The sequence below is a fragment of the Gemmata sp. SH-PL17 genome, from assembly GCF_001610855.1.
Classification (GTDB): domain Bacteria; phylum Planctomycetota; class Planctomycetia; order Gemmatales; family Gemmataceae; genus Gemmata; species Gemmata massiliana.
Map to the genome: position 1 here is coordinate 2292039 of NZ_CP011271.1, position 16736 is coordinate 2308774.

The following is a 16736-nucleotide window of genomic DNA, read 5'->3' on the forward strand; positions in this document are numbered from 1 at the left end:
CTGAGTGACCGCGATTCGTTCGCACGCGACGGCCGGGGAAACCCGGCCGTTGTTCGTTTTCACCCCTCTTGTGTGGGGGCGTCTGCCGAGTATGTGAACTCGGTCGCGTGCTCGACGCGGCTCACCCGCAGCGCGAACCACTGGTACCACTTCTCGCGGCCGAACTTCTGGGCCAGCAGGTGCTCCGCATGGCGTCCCCACGCGCGGACGTCGGCGAGGGTAGCCCAGTACGAGACCGTGATTCCGAGTCCATCGGAGCCGCGTGCGGACTCGACGCCCAGGAACCCGGGCTGTTGTGCCGCGAGTTCCTCCATGCGGTCCGCCGTTTCGCCGTACCCGTCGCCCGGTTGGACTCTGCGGCGCGACGTGAAGATGATCGCGTAATACGGTGGCTCGGGCACGTTGATCCTCCGGACTATTTCCGCGACAAACGGCTTCGGGCTAACAATTGCTAACCTTTTGGGACCGCATCGGGCGCATTAATCGGGTCAAAAGGCGACTGATGTCTCAGTTGCCAGAATTCCAAGACTCTCGACGCCGGCTCCCTTCGTGGGTCATCCAAAACGCGACGACTTCGTGCTAACAATTGCTGCAATGCATCAAAAAACTGGCGATTACCGGCTTGTGTGTGGGGATCAGTCACCCCATTAAGCTAACAATCACGCGACTCGCCTCCATTTTTTCAAAAGCGCAGAACGCGGTGCGTTCGTGTGTCGGGTTCAAAGTGTACTGGATTTTACGCATGTGAACAAAAGAATACAAGTGGTTTAATCCATCGTGAACGCGGACACAGAAATGACACGGTCCGGGGAAGAGGTTCCCCGGACCGTGGTGCTCTCGTGGCGTCTACTATTCGACCTGGAGCGCGGAACGCTGTTCCAGCACCGCTTTCGCCGCAGATCCGCGGCGCGGCGGCTCAGAACCACGACCGGCGGGGTTGTTCCAGCCTGAGCCGCCGCGCCGCGGATCTGCGGCGAAAGCGGTGCTGGAACAGCGTTCCGCGCGCGGGGTGTGATGGAATGTACTCGGCTGACGCAACATCAGCCTGCTACAGAGCAGCGAGCTAAACGAACCACGAGAACATCCACAGCTTACCCGAACCAACCCCCAGAGCAAGCGCGGGTATAACAACAGGGAGTTCGCTGCGGTCTGGATTCTGTTCGCAAATTTCCTGAAAGGTCCGGCGCGGTTCGAGGTAACTGTAACTAAGATTGGCACAGTCAACGACGTGCCGGAAGTCATGACAAAAAGCAGCCGATTCGTGATCGCGTCGCACGTTCTCGCCTTGCTCGCGCACGGCGACGGTGAGCCGCTCACGTCCGACTGGATCGCGGGGAGCGTCAATACGAACCCAGTGGTCATTCGCCGCATCCTAGCGCTGCTCGCGAAGGCGGGATTGGTGGCGACACAAGAGGGGGCGCGAGGCGGAACGCGGCTCGCGCGGCCGGCAGAGGAGATCAACTTGCTCTCCGTGTACCGCGCGGTCGAGACGGGGGAGTTGTTCGCTTCGCACCCGCAGCCGCCCAACCCGGCGTGCCCGGTCGGGTGCCACATTCAGGGAGCACTCGCGCCCGCTCTCGACGCGGCCGAAGAAGCGATGACCAAGAGCCTCGCGCAGACGACCGTTGCGGACGTTGTTCGCCAAGTGAAAACAGCAAAATAGGTGTTTTTTTACTCGCTACTGTAACTGAATTGATTACAGAAAGGGCCAGCCGTGAAGATCCTACTGATTGGTGCGAGCGGAACGATCGGTCAACGCATCCTGGCCGAAGCGCTCTCACGCGGCCACACCGTCACCACCGTGACACGCGACCCGTCCAAAGTCCCGGCGCAAGACCGGGTGAAAGCCGTGAAGGGCGATGTTCTCGATGCCAAGAGCCTCGCGAGTGTGGCGAACGGGCACGATGCGGTTGTGAGCGCGTTCGGTCCGAGCGGCGGTCAGGACGCATCGAAGACGGTCGACGCGGCTCGCGCACAGATCGCGGGGCTGAAGGATGCCGGAGTGAAGCGGCTCATCGTGGTCGGCGGGGCGGGGAGCCTCGAAGTCGCGCCGGGCGTGCAGGTGGTCGATACGCCCGAGTTCCCGGCCGCGTGGAAGGGGATCGCTCTGGCGCACCGCGACGCGCTCGAAGTGTACCGGAAAGAAGGCAACGACCTGGAATGGACCTACATCAGCCCACCCGCACTGATCGAACCCGGCACGCGAACGGGCACGTTCCGCGTGGGCGGCGACCAGCTCCTCGTTGACGCGAACGGCCAGAGCCGGATCTCCGCCGAAGACTACGCGATCGCGCTGGTCGACGAGGTCGAAACACCGAAGCACGTCCGCAAGCGGTTCACGGTGGCGTACTAATGGTTTGTGTTGGTAGGTGAACCCCGCCCGCAAGGGCGGTGGGTGAGAAGCAGAAAAAGAGCCGCGGATAACGCCGATAACGCGGATCAGACAATAGAGCGCGTTTTAGCCCCGGTAGGGGCGGAAGCGAGTAGCCAGGGGTGGAGCGCTAGCGCAACCCCTGGCGGACTGCCGTGCCTCACACCGGGGATGGCTCGGGTGACGCGCTAGTGCAGGATCATGGCTGAGGTTTTGGCAATGTGGGGTGGAGCGTGCAGCCGTAGTAGTCGCACGCTCGTTGCCGTACCTCAGCGGCGGTAAGTTTCCGGTCGGGCTCGACGATGGCCCGCTTGCCGTGGACCCACTTGGGTTCGATCGGATTGAGCCACGGGGCCTTCACGGGAAGTCCGCACACCCGGATCCGGCACCCGGTCTTCGCTCGCCGGACCCGCCGGTTGTGGGCCTCGATCCACCGCCGCACGCGCCGGCTCACGTGCCACGCGGCGTTGTCCCACACCAGGGCCAACACCGCCTTCCCCTCGGTCGCCAGCACCTCGCACACCCACCCCAGGAACGCCTCGGTGGTGGCACTTACCGGGCGCCCGTCGCAGAACCGCAGCATCATCCCGCCCGTGTCGGCCCGCAGCACCCCATAGCACGCCACCGGCTCGGGCCCGCCGCCCTTCGGATCCCGGGCGTTGCCCCCGAGCCGGAGCGGGCCGGAGGTCGTCCAGGCGAACAGATCGGGCTGGGCCAGTCGCGTCCACCAGCACTCGTCTTGAAAGCCCAGCACCCAGTCCGAATGCTTCGCCGCCTCAGCGATCAGCCGGTCCCGACGCCTTTTTTCTTGACGTATTCGGGGTCCGGGCTGGTGATCCAGTGCTTGGCCCGCTTCCACCCGACCCCGAGACGCTTCAACGCCTGTCGGATCGGCTCGACCGACAGCACCCGGGGCGTCCATCCCTTCTGGTGGCACACCTCGGCCACCAACGCCAGGGTCCACAGGCTCGTCGGCTTGCCGAATTCTCGGGGCCGGCGGTGGAGTAGATCCTTGAGGTCCTCGTCCCGCCCCCGGTCCCATACCCGGCCGGGATCCTTGCGGGCATGCGACTTGGCGCCCAAGCATCCCAGGCCGTCGGTCTCGAACGCCCGGACGGCGTTGCGGACCGCTTGGGCGGTACACCCGACCACCCGCCCGACTTCGGCCGGCCCCATCCGCCCGGCACTCGCCAACAGGATCTGCGACCGGCGGACGGTGAACGCATCGGCCGACTTACGGCCTCGCTCCAACGCCCGCCGCTCGGCGGCCGTGAGCGTGCGGACGAATTTACGGGGCTTGTTCATCCCGACAACATACGACCCCGACCGGATTCGCAAACGGTCAGCAATTAGGCTGCACTAGCGCAACCCCTGGCGGGCTGCTATCACGGATGAGCCGGTGCCACCGCCGGCTTTTCGGCACTCCGGTCTTCGAGCGTCATTTCTGCGGCCTGGTGACGGGACTCGATGTAGGTTTGCGGAAAGAATCCGCCGGCGAAGATCAGCACCGTGAGCGCCAGCACAGCGCCGCGTTCACGAACGGTGATGCCCAGCGGGACACGCGGTGTGTACCGGTCCCCGGTGAACAGCGCGAAGTACGCACGCAGGACCGCGACCCCGTTCAGCGCCGCGGCAACGAGTACGACCAACCCGACGACCGGGCTCGCCACTACTGCTCCGTCCACCAGCAACTCGGCCGCCACGAACCCGGACATCCCCGGGAACCCGACGCTCGCCAGCCCGGTCAGCAGGAAGCACACTGCCAGCGACGGCGACGCTGCATACAGCCCGCGGAACTCGGACAGCGAGAGCCGCCCGAACCGGGCTTCAATGGCGCGGAGCGTCAGCCCGAACCCGCCCAGCGATACGATCACCGATCCCCAAAGGGCCAGCGCCCCTGTAAGGCTGATCGTGGTATGCAATTCCAGCCCGACTAGCACCAGAGATGCGTGGCTCAAAAACAGGAACGCGAAGAACCGCCGCGCGTCCGTTTGTACCACCGACATGCCCGCCGCGTAGACCGCGGTGAGCAGCGACACGCCGCCGATCCCCTGCAGCACCCACTCCGGTGGTTGCGCCGGCAGAACGAGTCGCATGGCCGCGTACATGCCCGTGATCGGCGTAACGACCAGGAGCGCGGTGCCGAACGAGCAGTTCTTGAACAGGTCCGTCACCCAAACGTGAACGGGTACCGTTCCGCTACGCACCAGCACCGCCCCCATTAAAAGGGCCAGCGAGAGTTCGCCTTCCGTCATCAGCCCCGCGACGAGCAGCCCCACGAACATGGCCATGTGGATGACGTACACGCGCGTCGGGCTCCCGCGCCGGCGCAGCTCAAAGTACGGCGGTACAACGGCAAGCACCAGCAGCACGCCCAGATCCCACGGCATCATGCACGAGAACACCGCGATCCGCAGCGCGGAACTCGCCAACAGCCACGCGAACGAGAAGCGCGACATCTTCGTTCGCGCGGTGGCCAGCGCCGTCAGGAAGTGGAGCAGCGCGAGCAACGGGACCAACGGCGCGCTGAGCGCGTCCAGGGAAAACACCTTGCGATCGAACAGCAGCGGGAGCAGGTCGAAGCGGCTCGTCCCATCGGCGGTCAGCCCGCCCGCGAGCCCGCCCCAGGCCGTGACCGCGCACACCAACCCGGCCCCCAGGAACCCGAGGCACCAGCGCGACGCCGACAATGCGTCCCGGCTCCGTGCGAGGCAGAACGCGCCGAATAGAGGGACCGCGACCGCCAGTTCGAGCCAGGGAACGGACGCGAAGTTCATGATTGATGCTCCGCGAGTTCCGGAACCTGTTTGAGCTTATCGGCGGGCGGTGCGGGCGGCGGGGCCGGCTCGCGCGTCCCGTTGAGGAACGCGGTCCACCGGTGTTCCAACCGGTCGAACCACCGGAACACGAGTACGAACGGCCGCGCCACGAAGTCGGCCAGGAACGTGTCCAGGTACCCGCGCTCGAGCGCGAAGCGGTAGAGCCGCGTGCGCAGCGGGCCGGGGGCCGCGGCCAGGGGCCGGGCGGGCGCGGGAGCCGGCCGCCGATCGCGTTTTCGAGAATGCGGTAGTCCTGCAACAGCGTCGGGGCGCGGAGGAACTGGAGCGTTCGCAGACAGGCGTGACTGAGCAGGTGGGCGAGGGCCACGTACCACAGGAACGACACCCAGTGTCCCAACCCGATCTCCGTAACGATGATCCCGACTTGAGCCAGCGACGCGAACGACAGCGCGCTCTTGATGTCCGTCTGAACGGTCCCGGCGAGGTAGGCATACACCGCGGTGGTAAGCCCCAGCGCCACGACCGCCAGCGCGAGCCACATGGAAACGGCAATGAGCGGGCTGAGCCGGAGCAGCAGGAACGCCCCGAGGTGAACCGACAGCGCGCCATAAAACACGGCACTCGACGGCGTCGGCCCTTCCATTGCCCGCGGTAACCACCCCGAGAACGGCACCAGCGCCGACTTCCCGGCCGCCGCGAGCAACAGCAGCAACCCGATTCCCAGGGCTTGAAGTTCGGGCAGTGCCACGCGCCCGTAGGGCCACGCTTCGGCTCCCATGAGTTGGTCGAAGTCCCCCTCGCCGGTCACGTGGTGGAGCACGACCGCCGCGAACAGGAGCGCCGCGTCGGACACGCGGTACACGATCCACACCCGCAGCCCGTTCCGCGACGGCGCGGGGCGCTCGTGGAAGAACGCGACCAAAAGCGCGCTCGACAGCCCGACCAGTTCCCACCCCGCGAACAGGGTCTCGATCGTGTCGGCCAGCGACGCCGTCACCATTCCGGTGAGGAACACCGAGAACAGCACGAAGAACCGGTTGTACCCCGGTTCGCGGTGTAGGTACTTGACCGCGAACGCGCCGATCGTTCCACACAAGGTAAACGACAGCAGCGCGAGCGGGACCGAGAGCCGGTCGAACTCGAACTTCACCGCGAAGTGGTAGTGGGCGCTCTCGCGCGTGTCGTGGATCGACACCCAGTTGCCCAGGTTCACGACGACGTGCCGGTCCCCGGTCACGAGCATGAGAACGAACACGCCGAGGGTCGCGAGGAACCCCAGCGCGATGAACCACCGGCACGTGCGCCCCGTCGCCCGCTCGGACAGCGGGCGCCCGACCAGGGACGGCACCCCGAGCACCGCGACCAGGGCCACCGGTGCCACGAGCGCAACCAAGCCCGCAAACGTCGAGAGCCGGGCGAGATCAGGCACGAGAACCTCCCGCCGCTCGGCTTCCGAATCTGAGAGCACAGCCAACGGTCGCCCGTATCTCACCCCGGGTCATCGACGTCCTCATCGAATTACCAACTGCGTCACTGGGATTTGTCCGCTCGCCGCGAGTTCAAAGAACCAGCATACCGCGCCGCGGGTACTGTAACATAATCCGAGCCGGGCACCGACGGCGCGTCGGCTACCTTCAAATCGGAAAACCGAGGGTATCGCTCCGCGAGCGCCCTCGGTCCGGAAGGTTTGTTGGCAGCCGCGGTCGCACCGAACCCGTTCCCCGAACACATTTGGCGGGGAACCACCCCTCGTAATGAGGGGCGCTCGCGCGGCTCCGTTGTGGGGTTCAAAATCTTTGAATGCAACTGACGCGCCAATGCTCGTACCCGAGAAATCATGCAGGTGTGAACCAAATGCCCGAAATTGCTGGTCCCGATGCGACCAGCTTGGCCGCGCGCCGATCACGCGACGTTCTATTTGAAGGAAGATCGACATGAGCGGCCTCCGGTGGCGGTTCCTCGGCCCCGTCTCGCTGGGCACGCTGTGCATCGTGGCGCTGTGCGCGTTCACGGCTATTTCGCTGTTCCACCAGCAGGCCACGATCACCAGCGTGTTGCGGGAGAACGTGTCCAGCCGCCGGGCCGCGGCCGACCTGCGCGGGTGCCTGAACACGCTCATCGCGCTCGAACTCAACCAGGTCGAATCGGTCGCCGAACTGCACACCCGCGCGCAAACGCACCTGACCGAGATCCGCAAACTGGCGAACCACCCGGAAGAGAAGGCGCTCTCGGCCCGGCTCGACGACGGGGTCCAGCGGTACCTCGCGCTGTGGCAATCGCTCCCGCCGAAGGACGACCCGGCGCACGCGGCCCGGGTCACCCAGGCCACCGACTACCTCGAAAACAACGTCCTGTACTCGTGCCGCGAGCTGGAAGCGTTCAACGACCAGCGGGTCGAGGAGACGACCGCCCAGCACGAGCGCGTGCTGAGCCAGCTCGCGTGGGGGATGGCGGTCGTCGGCGGGCTGGGCGCGGTGGCCGGGCTGGTGTCCGGCTACGCGGCCGCGCGGCTCCTGAGCCAGTCCATCCGGCGCCTGCGGGTGCAGATCCGCGACGCGGCCGGCAAACTCGGACCGGACCCGCCGGAGATCGTCCTCACCGGTGACTTCGAGTTCGGCCGGTTGCACGAGGATCTCGACTCCCTCACCGACCGCATCGAGGAGGTCGTGCGGCAACTCGGCGAGCGCGAGCGCGAGGTGGCCCGGGCCGAGCAACTCGCGGCCGTCGGGCAGCTCGCCGCGGGCGTGGGGCACGAGCTGCGGAACCCGCTCACGTCCATCAAAATGCTGGTCCAGGCCGGGTTGGAGGACGCGGCCGGACTCGCGACCGAGGATCTGAGCGTGATCGAGGCCGAGATCCGCCGCATGGAGCGGTCGCTTCAGACGTTCCTCGAATTCGCCCGGCCGCCGAAGTTGGAGCGCCGACCGGTCGAACTGAAGACCGTGCTCCGGGCGGTTCTGGGACTGATCCGGGGGCGCGCGGAGAAGCAGCGCGTGACCACGAAAGTGGAAACGGACACCGACCCGATCGTGCTGGCCGCGGACGCCGGCCAGCTCCAGCAAGTGTTCGTGAATTTGGCCCTCAACGCGCTCGACGTGATGCCCACCGGCGGTACGTTAACCGTGACGGCCCACCGCACCGTAAACCAAGTCGAGATCGTGGTATCCGACACGGGACCGGGGATCCAGAAGGGGATGATGTCGCGCCTGTTCCAGCCGTTCGCCAGCAGCAAGGACACGGGGCTGGGGCTGGGGCTGGTGATCTCCCGGCGGATCGTCGAGGACCACGGCGGCACGGTGAACGCGGCGAACCAGGCGGGCGGCGGGGCGAGCTTCTTCGTGCGCCTTCCGATCGAGGGCTGATGATGCCGACGCTGTTGGTGATCGACGACGAACCGGCCATCCGGCACGCCTTCCAGCGCGCGTTCCGGGACGGCGGGGTGACCGTGCGCACCGCGACCACCGCGGCCGAGGGGCTCGCGGAGGTCGCGCGCGAGCGCCCGGACGTGGTCGTGCTCGACGTCCACCTGCCCGACGCGACCGGGCTCACCACGTTCCGCCAGGTGCGCGCGATCGACGCCCGCGTGCCCGTCATCCTCGTCACCGGGCACGGCACCACCGACCTCGCCATCGAAGCGATGAAGGACGGGGCCTACGAGTACCTCCTCAAGCCACTGGAGCTGGCGGACCTGCGGCAGCTCATCGACCGCGCGGTGCAGTCCAGCCAGTTGATGCGCACCCCGGCCACGATGCCCGAGGTCGAACCGGCCCCGGTGTTCGGCGACGTGTTGCTCGGCCGGTGCCCGGCCATGCAGGAGGTCTATAAGGCGGTCGGCCGGGTCGCCGGCCAGAACGTGATCGCGCTGGTCCTGGGGGAGAGCGGTACCGGGAAGGAACTGGTCGCCCGCGCGATCTACCAGCACTCGCGCCGGTCCGACAAGCCGTTCCTGGCGATCAACTGCGCCGCGATCCCCGAGCCGCTCCTGGAGAGCGAGCTGTTCGGGCACGAGAAGGGCGCGTTCACGGGCGCGGATCGCAAGCGCATCGGCAAGTTCGAGCAGTGCCAGGGCGGTACCATTTTCCTCGACGAAGTGGGCGAAATGGCCCCGCTCACGCAGGCGAAAATGCTGCGCCTCATCCAGGAGCAGCGGTTCGAGCGCCTGGGCGGGGCGGAGACGGTGCAGACCGACGTGCGCCTGGTCGCGGCGACCAACGCGGACCTCGAAAAGATGGTCGAGGACGGGCGGTTCCGGCGCGATTTGTACTTCCGGCTCAACGTGTTCACGATCAAGCTCCCGCCGCTGCGCGAGCGCGGCGACGACGTGGGGCTGCTGATCGACTACTACCTGAAGCGGTTCGGGCACGAGCTGAACAAGCCGGTGGCCGAGGTCGCGCCCGACGCGGCGGCCGCGCTCCGCGCGTACCCGTGGCCGGGCAACGTGCGCGAGTTGCAGAGCGTACTCAAGCAATCGGTCCTCCGGATGAGCGGTTCGGCACTGCTCGCGGATTTCCTGCCGGACCACGTTTTTCACCCAACCAGTTCCGTGGCGAGCGCGCCGGCGACGAACGGTGCCGGCGGCGCGTTCGACTGGGAGCAGTTCGTCGGCGGGCGCATCGCGGCGAACAGCGAGAACCTGTACGCGGAGTCCCTGGAGCGGATGGAGCGCGAGGTTCTCGTGCGCGTGCTGAAGCACACCGACGGGAACCAGCTCCAGGCCGCGCGCATCCTCGGCATCACCCGCGGGAGCCTCCGGAACAAGATCCGGACCCTGGGCATCAGCATCGCCCGCTCGGTGTGGTCCGACGACGACCACAGTGACGGCTAACCGGCCATCGCCCCTCTCGGACGCTCGCTGAATTACACGGAAAAATCAACGTTTTTGAAACGGCACGGGCATTGCCTTGAGTGGAACCAACGAGTTCCCGAGGATGCCCCGTGGCCGACCCCGTGCACAGTTCCGCCGCACCGCTCACACCCGGTTTGCTCCCGAACCTCCGGTTCGATCTCCTGTCCGGTTTCCTGGTGTTCCTGATCGCGATGCCGCTCTGCTTGGGTATTGCGTCCGCCAGCTACTACCCGCCCATTGCCGGGATCTGGACCGCCGTCATCGGCGGCATCGTCACCTGCTTCATCAGCAACTCGCAACTGACCATTAAAGGCCCGGCTGCCGGGCTGATCGTGATCGTTTCCGGGGCCGTGCTCGAACTGGGACTGGAAGCGGCCCCGCCCGGAACCGACCCGAAGGACCTCGCGACGCTCGCCAAGTACGGGTACCCGCTCGCACTCGGGGTCGGGGTGACCGCGGGGGTGATCCAGATCCTGTTCGGGCTGCTTAAGGCCGGTAAGGTCGGCGAGATGGTCCCGCTCACCCCGGTTCACGGGATGTTGGCGGCGATCGGCATCACGATCATGGCCAAACAGTTCTTCGTGATGCTCGGGCAATCGGCCCCCCCGGGCGCCCCGATCGATTCGATCATCGCGATCCCGAAGGTCTTTGAGAACCTGGGCCAATCGGTGACCCAAACCGTCGCGATCGTCGGGGTGACCGCGCTGGCGATCATGATCCTGTTCCCGTTCCTGAAAGCGCGGGTTCCGGTCCTGAAGCCGGTACCGGCGCAACTGGTCGTGGTCCTCGTCTCGATCCCGATGGCCCTCGGGCTCGGGTTCACGGGCCTCGGCGAATCGGTCGGCAACCCAATGAAATACCTGGTCAACGTTCCGAACGTGCTCGATAACCCGTCCGCCGCGTTCCTGTTCCCCGACTTCACGGGCTTGGCGACCGCGACCGGTGTGAAGTACGTGGTGCTGTTCGCGCTGATCGGGACGATCGAATCGATGCTCAGTTCGCAGGCCGTCGACATGATCGACCCGTGGCGCCGAAAAGCCGACCAGAACCGCGACCTCCTCGCGGTGGGCGTGGCGAACACCTTGTGCTCGTTCGTCGGGGCGCTGCCGATGATCTCCGAGATCGTTCGGAGCAAGGCGAACATCGACAACGGTGCGCGGACCAAGTACGCGAACTTCTTCCACGGGCTGTTCCTGCTCGCGTTCATCCTGCTGCTGCCGTTCGTGATCCGGATGATTCCGCTGGCCGCGCTGGGCGCGATGCTGGTGTTCACCGGGTTCCGGCTCGCCTCGCCGAAGGAGTTCATCCACACCTATAAGATCGGGATCGAACAGCTTGTAGTATTCGTCACGACGATCGTGGTGACCCTCTGCACCGACCTCCTGATCGGCGTGGCGTCGGGGATCGCACTGAAACTGGTGATCCACGTCCTTAACGGCGCCCCGCTCCGGAGCTTCGTTCGGGCCGACATCGAGGTGGCGAGTACCGACGACGAACGGGTCGCGGTCCTGAAGGTGCGCCAAGCGGCCGTGTTCTCGAACTGGCTCGGCCTCAAGAGCGCGATCGCGAAGTACGCGACCGATCGCGATGAAGTGGTCCTCGATCTGTCGGAAGTCAAGCTCGTGGACCACAGTACGATGGAAAAGCTGCACCAGATGGAACAGGAACTGGCCGCGGGCGGGAAAGTGTTGCGGGTAGTCGGTTTGGATTCACACAAGCCGCTCTCGTCGCACCCCCTAGCCGCACGCAAAGGAACCCGGCAGGCGCCGGTTGATGCCGCGGTTTGAGAGCGTGCCGCGGGCGCCGCGTCGGTGTGCGACCACATTCCAACCCCTTGTGGCGCCGCGGACGCGGTTCGCCCGCGGTACGTCCGAACTACACCGCCCGCTCCTGGGCGACTGCGGCTTGCCGACATCTCTTGGCGAACGGCCGGTGTGAGCCGGCCGGTGATAATCTCCCGTGCAGAAGAGCTTGGACAGGATCAACAAGATCGACAGGATTCTGAAGGCAATCTCGCGTTTGGCCTTATCCGGTTGATCCTGTTAATCCTGTCAAAATGCTGCTTGTTTTCACATCACACCGACCGTTTGCTGTGCCTTGTGGCGACAAACAGGAGAGGCCTCCCACCAGCCGGCTTACACCGGCCGTTCGCCAAGACATTCCATCCGCCGTCCTTGTGAGTTGGGGGCACCTACGGATTAATTCCCGTCAGGTCGCGGGCACCAATACTCCTGGGGAGCAATCGCTCGAGCGACACTTTCAAACACTTCGGTACGCGATTCACTCGGGAGAATGCAGCATTCGCACACCAATGCCACGAATCGACGTGGGCATTAAACGGTACCGCCCGGACTTCAATCTTACCTAGTAGAAATAACGAAGAACTCATCTATGCCGGATGCTGCGGAAGTGTGCAAACATGACCGAAGTGGAATGGTTGGCTAGTATCAATCCCATTGAATTGCTCACAGCCGTTCGCGGTGTGAGCCACCGTAAACTTCGACTATTCGCTTGTGCTTGTTGTCGAAGATTATGGGAATCGATGACGCCATCTCAACAACAGCAAGTCGAAATCACAGAGTCGCACGCAGACGGTCGCGCCGATCCAGAAGAATGGGCTTTGGCCTTCAGCAACCCCGATCTATCAAAGCCATTCGTACTCACTTATCGGCAGTATGTAGACGCCGCCGCTTTCTGTTTGGGGTGGCCCGACAGTGAAGAACCGGACTGGAAATTAAACGAGTGGGCTCAGTCGCTTACTCCGCGGCTTGAGGAACCCGGGGCTTACGCCGAGTTCTGCACGGCACGAGTTTGTTCCCACGCATCCGGAGCCGTACACCGCCGCGTAGGTAAGCCCTTTACTCCACTACAGGATCCCGAACGCGCTCGCCTAGTCTTTGAGCACGAACACACGGCGCAAAGCAATCTCCTCCGCGAAGTGTTCGGAAACCCGTTTCGGTCGGTCACATTCCTCCCGGAATGGCGCACGTCCACGGCTGTGGCACTGGCGGCGCAGATGTACGAATCACGGGAATTCAGCGCGCTGCCGGTCCTCGCGGACGCACTTCAGGACGCCGGTTGCGAAAACACTGATATTCTGAATCATTGCCGCGATAGTTCCACCCCGCACGTTCGCGGGTGCTGGGTCATAGATCTCCTCCTCCGCAAAAGCTGATGATCGGAACGTAACCGCATGGGAACCCCCGAACTCTCCCCCGACGCGCTTCCTTCACCCGCGCCGACGAAGGAAGTGACCCGCCTGCGCGACATCTCCCCGCAACAGTGGAAGTCCGGCGCTGCCGCATGGTTGGGTTGGATGTTCGACGGCCTCGACATGCACCTGTACGTGCTCGTCGCCACGCCGTTCGTCGCCGAACTCATCGGGCTGAAACACGACGAAACGAACCCCGAGGTCCGCAAGCATGCGTCCATGATTATGGCCGCGTTTCTGTTTGGGTGGGCGCTCGGGGGCGGGTTCTTCGGCCGGATCGCGGACCGCATCGGCCGCAGCCGCGCGCTCGTCTTCACGATCCTCACCTACGCCATCTGTACCGGGCTGGGGGCCGTGGCGCAAACGTGGTGGCAGTTGATGATCTTCCGGTTCCTCGCGGCGTTGGGGATCGGCGGCGAGTGGGCCATCGGTGCGTCGATCCTCTCAGAAACGTGGCCGAAGAAGTGGCGCCCGTGGATCGCGGCGGTCCTCCAGAGCGGGGTGAATGTCGGGGTGATGATCGCGGCCGCGGCGTTCTACTTTATGGCTGACCTCCCGGAGCGCTACGTGTTCCTCGTGGGCGTGGCCCCGGCGTTCATCGTGCTCTGGATTCGGAAAGCAGTTCCGGAACCTGAAGAGTGGGCCGGCGCGAGGGAGGCCGCAGCCGCGAACGCGCCCCGGTTCTCTGACCTGTTTCGCCCGCCGGTGCGACGGATCACCGTTCTCACGCTCGTGGTGTGCTCCTGTGCCCTGACCGCGCACTGGGCGTTCCTGTTCTGGTTCGGTCAGCACCTCCGCGCCATGCCCGAACTTGCCGAGTGGACCCCGGGCGACCGGAACCGTCTCGGGGGCATTGCGATGTGGGTGGTCATCGGGGCGTCCATCGTCGGGAACTTTATCGCAGCAGCTATCGCTCAGAAGGTCCGCTACCGTTGGGCTATTGTGATACTGTGCCTCGCGTACTGTGCGACGATGACCGCGACGTACTGCGTCCCGCGCGACCACAACGCGCTGTGGGTCGGGTTCGTTGCGATCGGGTTGTGCCAGGGCGTGTTCGGGCTGTTCACGATGTACATGCCCCCGCTGTTCCCGACGCTCCTGCGCACCACCGGTGCGGGCTTTTGCTACAACTTTGGTCGCATCGCGGCGGGCATCGGCACGCTGGCGTCCGGCGCGCTTGCGTCGATCGACTACCGGCTCGTGTTGCTCACTGCGGGGTTCCTGTTCATCCCCGCCGCAGCGTTCGCGCTGATGCTGCCCGAACCGCCGGACGAGGTTTCGTAGAGCTACTACTCGTCTCCCAACGCACGGTCGGCGGTGGCCCTCTGGGAACGTTCCCAGAGGGCCACCGCCGACCGTGTATTCATTCCTGTGTTGCTGAGCTCGGTCCTTTGTTCGCGGCACGGTCCTCTAGCCGGTGTGAGCGATTTCACCGGTAGAGGTCCGTGCCACGAACCCCGCTTGTCCCCACATGAGGACAAACGGGGCGGGCGAGCATCAGTAGGCGTAGGGGTAGCCAGGCGAACTCGGGCTGCTCGGCGAACTCGGGTTACTCGGCGAGCTGGTGTAGGAGTACGACGACGAGGGCGGCGGGGGAGGAGGTGGGGCCGTTTGCGACGTCGGCGGGCTGGCCGTGCTCGTCGCGTAAGGCCCGACGCCCTCGCTCAATTGAGTCATGAACAATCCGTACCCGATCCGCGAGGCGTTCGACTTCGCACCGGTGTACTTCACCGTGTACGTCCCGGCCTTCAGGTACCGGCTGGACGTGACCGCGGGCTGACCCGCCGTCGCGGTCAGCGTGAACACCACGTTGCCGTCCGCGTCGTACACCGTCATCGTGACCGAGTCGCCCGCGCTCTGCCCCTGGGCGTTCAGGGCGAACTGGTACACCCCGGCCTTGTTCAGTGCGAGCGTGTCGACCGCGGTGGTCGCACCTGCGTTCAAGGTTCCGTTCGCAACGTTATCGAACACGAGCGGCGCGAGCTGGTTGAAGTCGGCCGCGATGAAGTAGTTGCCGGTCGATTTCACCGCGCCGGCGCGGGCGAACACCTGAATGTAGTAGTCCTTCCCGGCGGTCGCGTTGAGCACCTGTACGCTGAACAGCCCGCGGTCGTTTGAGAGGACCTGGAACGCGACCGCGTTGCCGTTCGCGTCGAACACCCGGACCCGGGCGTCCACCGGGTTCGCATCCAGCCCCCACACCATCACGTTCAGCGTGACCGACGTGCCGGGGGCGTACCGGTCCGTCCGCACGCGGTAGCTGTCCACGTCGTAGGAGTCTTCGAGCACCCCGCGGTAGACGGCGTCGAACCGGGAGTCGTTGCCCTTATTTGTCTGCAGGTTGAGCGCGGTCGCGAGGATGTCGTCGGTGTGCCCGTCGAGAACCCCGGTCAGCGTCGTCGTGATCGGGCTGAGCAGCCCGCTGATCGAGAGGAAGTCCACCGCGAGCTTGTACCCGCCGATGTCGAATACGTCGTTCCGCGCGCCCTCGACCTTGATCGTGTAGTTCCCGCCGAACAGCCCCGGCCGGAACGTGAGCAGGAGGTCGTTGTTCATCGGGTCGGTGCTCGCGCCGCTCGCGACCACGTTGCCGGCCGCGTCGAATACCGTCACGCGCGCCGTCAGCAGGCTCAGCCCGGCGGTCTTCAGCCGCACGGTGACGCTGCTAATCATCGACGTGATCGCGGGCGCCGTGAACTTGTAGTAGTCGACGTCGGACATCGTCGTGAGGTCGCCGCTCACGAGGAGCTGCGTGATCGAGTTGCGCGGCATCGAGCTGGCCCGCGCGACCGTGTCGTTGCCACCGGCCAGGTCGTAGGCGTCCGCGCGCCGCGCACCGTAAAGCGCCTGGAGGTGCGCGATGTCGCTCGCGCTCAGCCCGGTCTGGTACTCGTAGCCCGAGTGGATCGCCGAGGCCTCGTCGTGATCGTGGTCGTGGTCCAGGCCGAAGGCGTGCCCGGCCTCGTGCAGCGCGACCGAGTACAGGTCGTAGGCGGACCCGATCCCGAACCGGGCGTTGGAGTTCAGCACCATGTCCCCGCTCAGGGTGGTGCCGGTCCAACTGAACGGCGACGTGCTCGCCAGCACGTCCGGTGAGAGCCCGGCTGCCGCGATTCGGATGTCGCCGAAGCGGGTGTCACCCTGCACCGCGCCGACCGCGCCGAGCACCTGCCCGCCGTCGGTCACGAGGCCGATGTTGATGTTGGCGTTCACCGCCCACGTCTGGAACGCGCGGAGGATTTCGAGTTTCCACTGCGGGCTCGTGCCGGCGGAGTTGAGGAGCTGGCTGAGGCTGTTGGTACCGAGCGGCGTTTGGGCGCCGTCCGGGACGAAGCTGAAGGTCAGGTGTTCCGGGTCGGCCCAGGGCACACCGAACGTGGTAGGCAGGCTGCGGTCTTCGAGAGTCTCAAACGTCGAACCGAGGCGGGCGAACTTCATCGGTATCTCACTCTGTGGGCGTTTTAGCGGGCAAACGATCTTAGCGGGCGGTCTTCGGGCAGGCGGACTCGGTGTATTGAGTGAAAGTGT

Annotated in this window: 12 protein-coding genes; 6 read left to right on the forward strand and 6 right to left on the reverse strand. The window is 65.3% G+C overall.

Annotated elements, in window-relative coordinates:
- Positions 1–59: 59 nt before the first annotated feature.
- On the reverse strand, positions 60–407 hold the full coding sequence (locus VT84_RS09615; protein WP_410000390.1) for an antibiotic biosynthesis monooxygenase family protein: 348 nt from the start codon (positions 405–407) through the stop codon (positions 60–62).
- An 833-nt stretch (positions 408–1240) separates the two neighbouring features.
- On the opposite strand from VT84_RS09615, the gene VT84_RS09620 reads away from it, so the two are divergent.
- Together VT84_RS09620 and VT84_RS09625 are read left to right on the forward strand one after the other, a co-directional pair.
- Positions 1241–1663, forward strand: a complete 423-nt coding sequence (locus VT84_RS09620; protein ID WP_082839374.1) for an Rrf2 family transcriptional regulator — start codon at positions 1241–1243, stop codon at positions 1661–1663.
- A 51-nt stretch (positions 1664–1714) separates the two neighbouring features.
- Positions 1715–2353 carry an NAD(P)-dependent oxidoreductase gene (locus VT84_RS09625; RefSeq protein ID WP_082839375.1) on the forward strand — a complete coding sequence of 213 codons (639 nt, stop codon included), beginning with the start codon at positions 1715–1717 and terminating at the stop codon, positions 2351–2353.
- Positions 2354–2570: 217 nt separating this feature from the next.
- On the opposite strand, the gene VT84_RS09630 is transcribed toward VT84_RS09625, so the two are convergent.
- From VT84_RS09630 to VT84_RS09645, 4 genes are all read right to left on the reverse strand, one after another.
- Positions 2571–3125, reverse strand: a complete 555-nt coding sequence (locus VT84_RS09630) for a transposase (RefSeq protein ID WP_082839376.1) — start codon at positions 3123–3125, stop codon at positions 2571–2573.
- A gap of 29 nt (positions 3126–3154) precedes the next feature.
- Positions 3155–3676, reverse strand: a complete 522-nt coding sequence (locus VT84_RS09635) for a helix-turn-helix domain-containing protein (protein WP_052554143.1) — start codon at positions 3674–3676, stop codon at positions 3155–3157.
- A gap of 80 nt (positions 3677–3756) precedes the next feature.
- A complete protein-coding gene (locus VT84_RS40670; protein ID WP_315850305.1) occupies positions 3757–4764 on the reverse strand; it encodes a proton-conducting transporter membrane subunit in 1008 nt (335 codons plus the stop codon).
- On the reverse strand, positions 4706–6580 hold the full coding sequence (locus VT84_RS09645) for a proton-conducting transporter membrane subunit (protein WP_204249734.1): 1875 nt from the start codon (positions 6578–6580) through the stop codon (positions 4706–4708). The genes VT84_RS40670 and VT84_RS09645 overlap by 59 nt, the downstream gene beginning before the upstream one ends.
- Positions 6581–7085: 505 nt before the next feature.
- Between VT84_RS09645 and VT84_RS09650 the strand changes: the two genes are divergently transcribed.
- The 4 genes from VT84_RS09650 to VT84_RS09670 all read left to right on the forward strand — a co-directional run bounded on the left by VT84_RS09650 (position 7086) and on the right by VT84_RS09670 (position 14492).
- The gene (locus VT84_RS09650; RefSeq protein ID WP_052560025.1) at positions 7086–8513 is read left to right on the forward strand and encodes a sensor histidine kinase; all 1428 of its coding nucleotides are present in this window, start codon (positions 7086–7088) and stop codon (positions 8511–8513) included.
- A gap of 2 nt (positions 8514–8515) precedes the next feature.
- Positions 8516–9976, forward strand: coding sequence for a sigma-54-dependent transcriptional regulator (locus VT84_RS09655; RefSeq protein ID WP_082839378.1), 1461 nt, complete (start codon positions 8516–8518; stop codon positions 9974–9976).
- Between the two features lie 110 nt (positions 9977–10086).
- Positions 10087–11784 carry a SulP family inorganic anion transporter gene (locus VT84_RS09660; RefSeq protein ID WP_082839379.1) on the forward strand — a complete coding sequence of 566 codons (1698 nt, stop codon included), beginning with the start codon at positions 10087–10089 and terminating at the stop codon, positions 11782–11784.
- A gap of 1406 nt (positions 11785–13190) precedes the next feature.
- A complete protein-coding gene (locus VT84_RS09670) occupies positions 13191–14492 on the forward strand; it encodes an MFS transporter (RefSeq protein ID WP_082839381.1) in 1302 nt (433 codons plus the stop codon).
- A gap of 213 nt (positions 14493–14705) precedes the next feature.
- Here VT84_RS09670 and VT84_RS09675 read toward each other — a convergent pair whose 3' ends face one another.
- On the reverse strand, positions 14706–16646 hold the full coding sequence (locus VT84_RS09675) for a matrixin family metalloprotease (protein ID WP_082839382.1): 1941 nt from the start codon (positions 16644–16646) through the stop codon (positions 14706–14708).
- Positions 16647–16736: the final 90 nt, after the last annotated feature.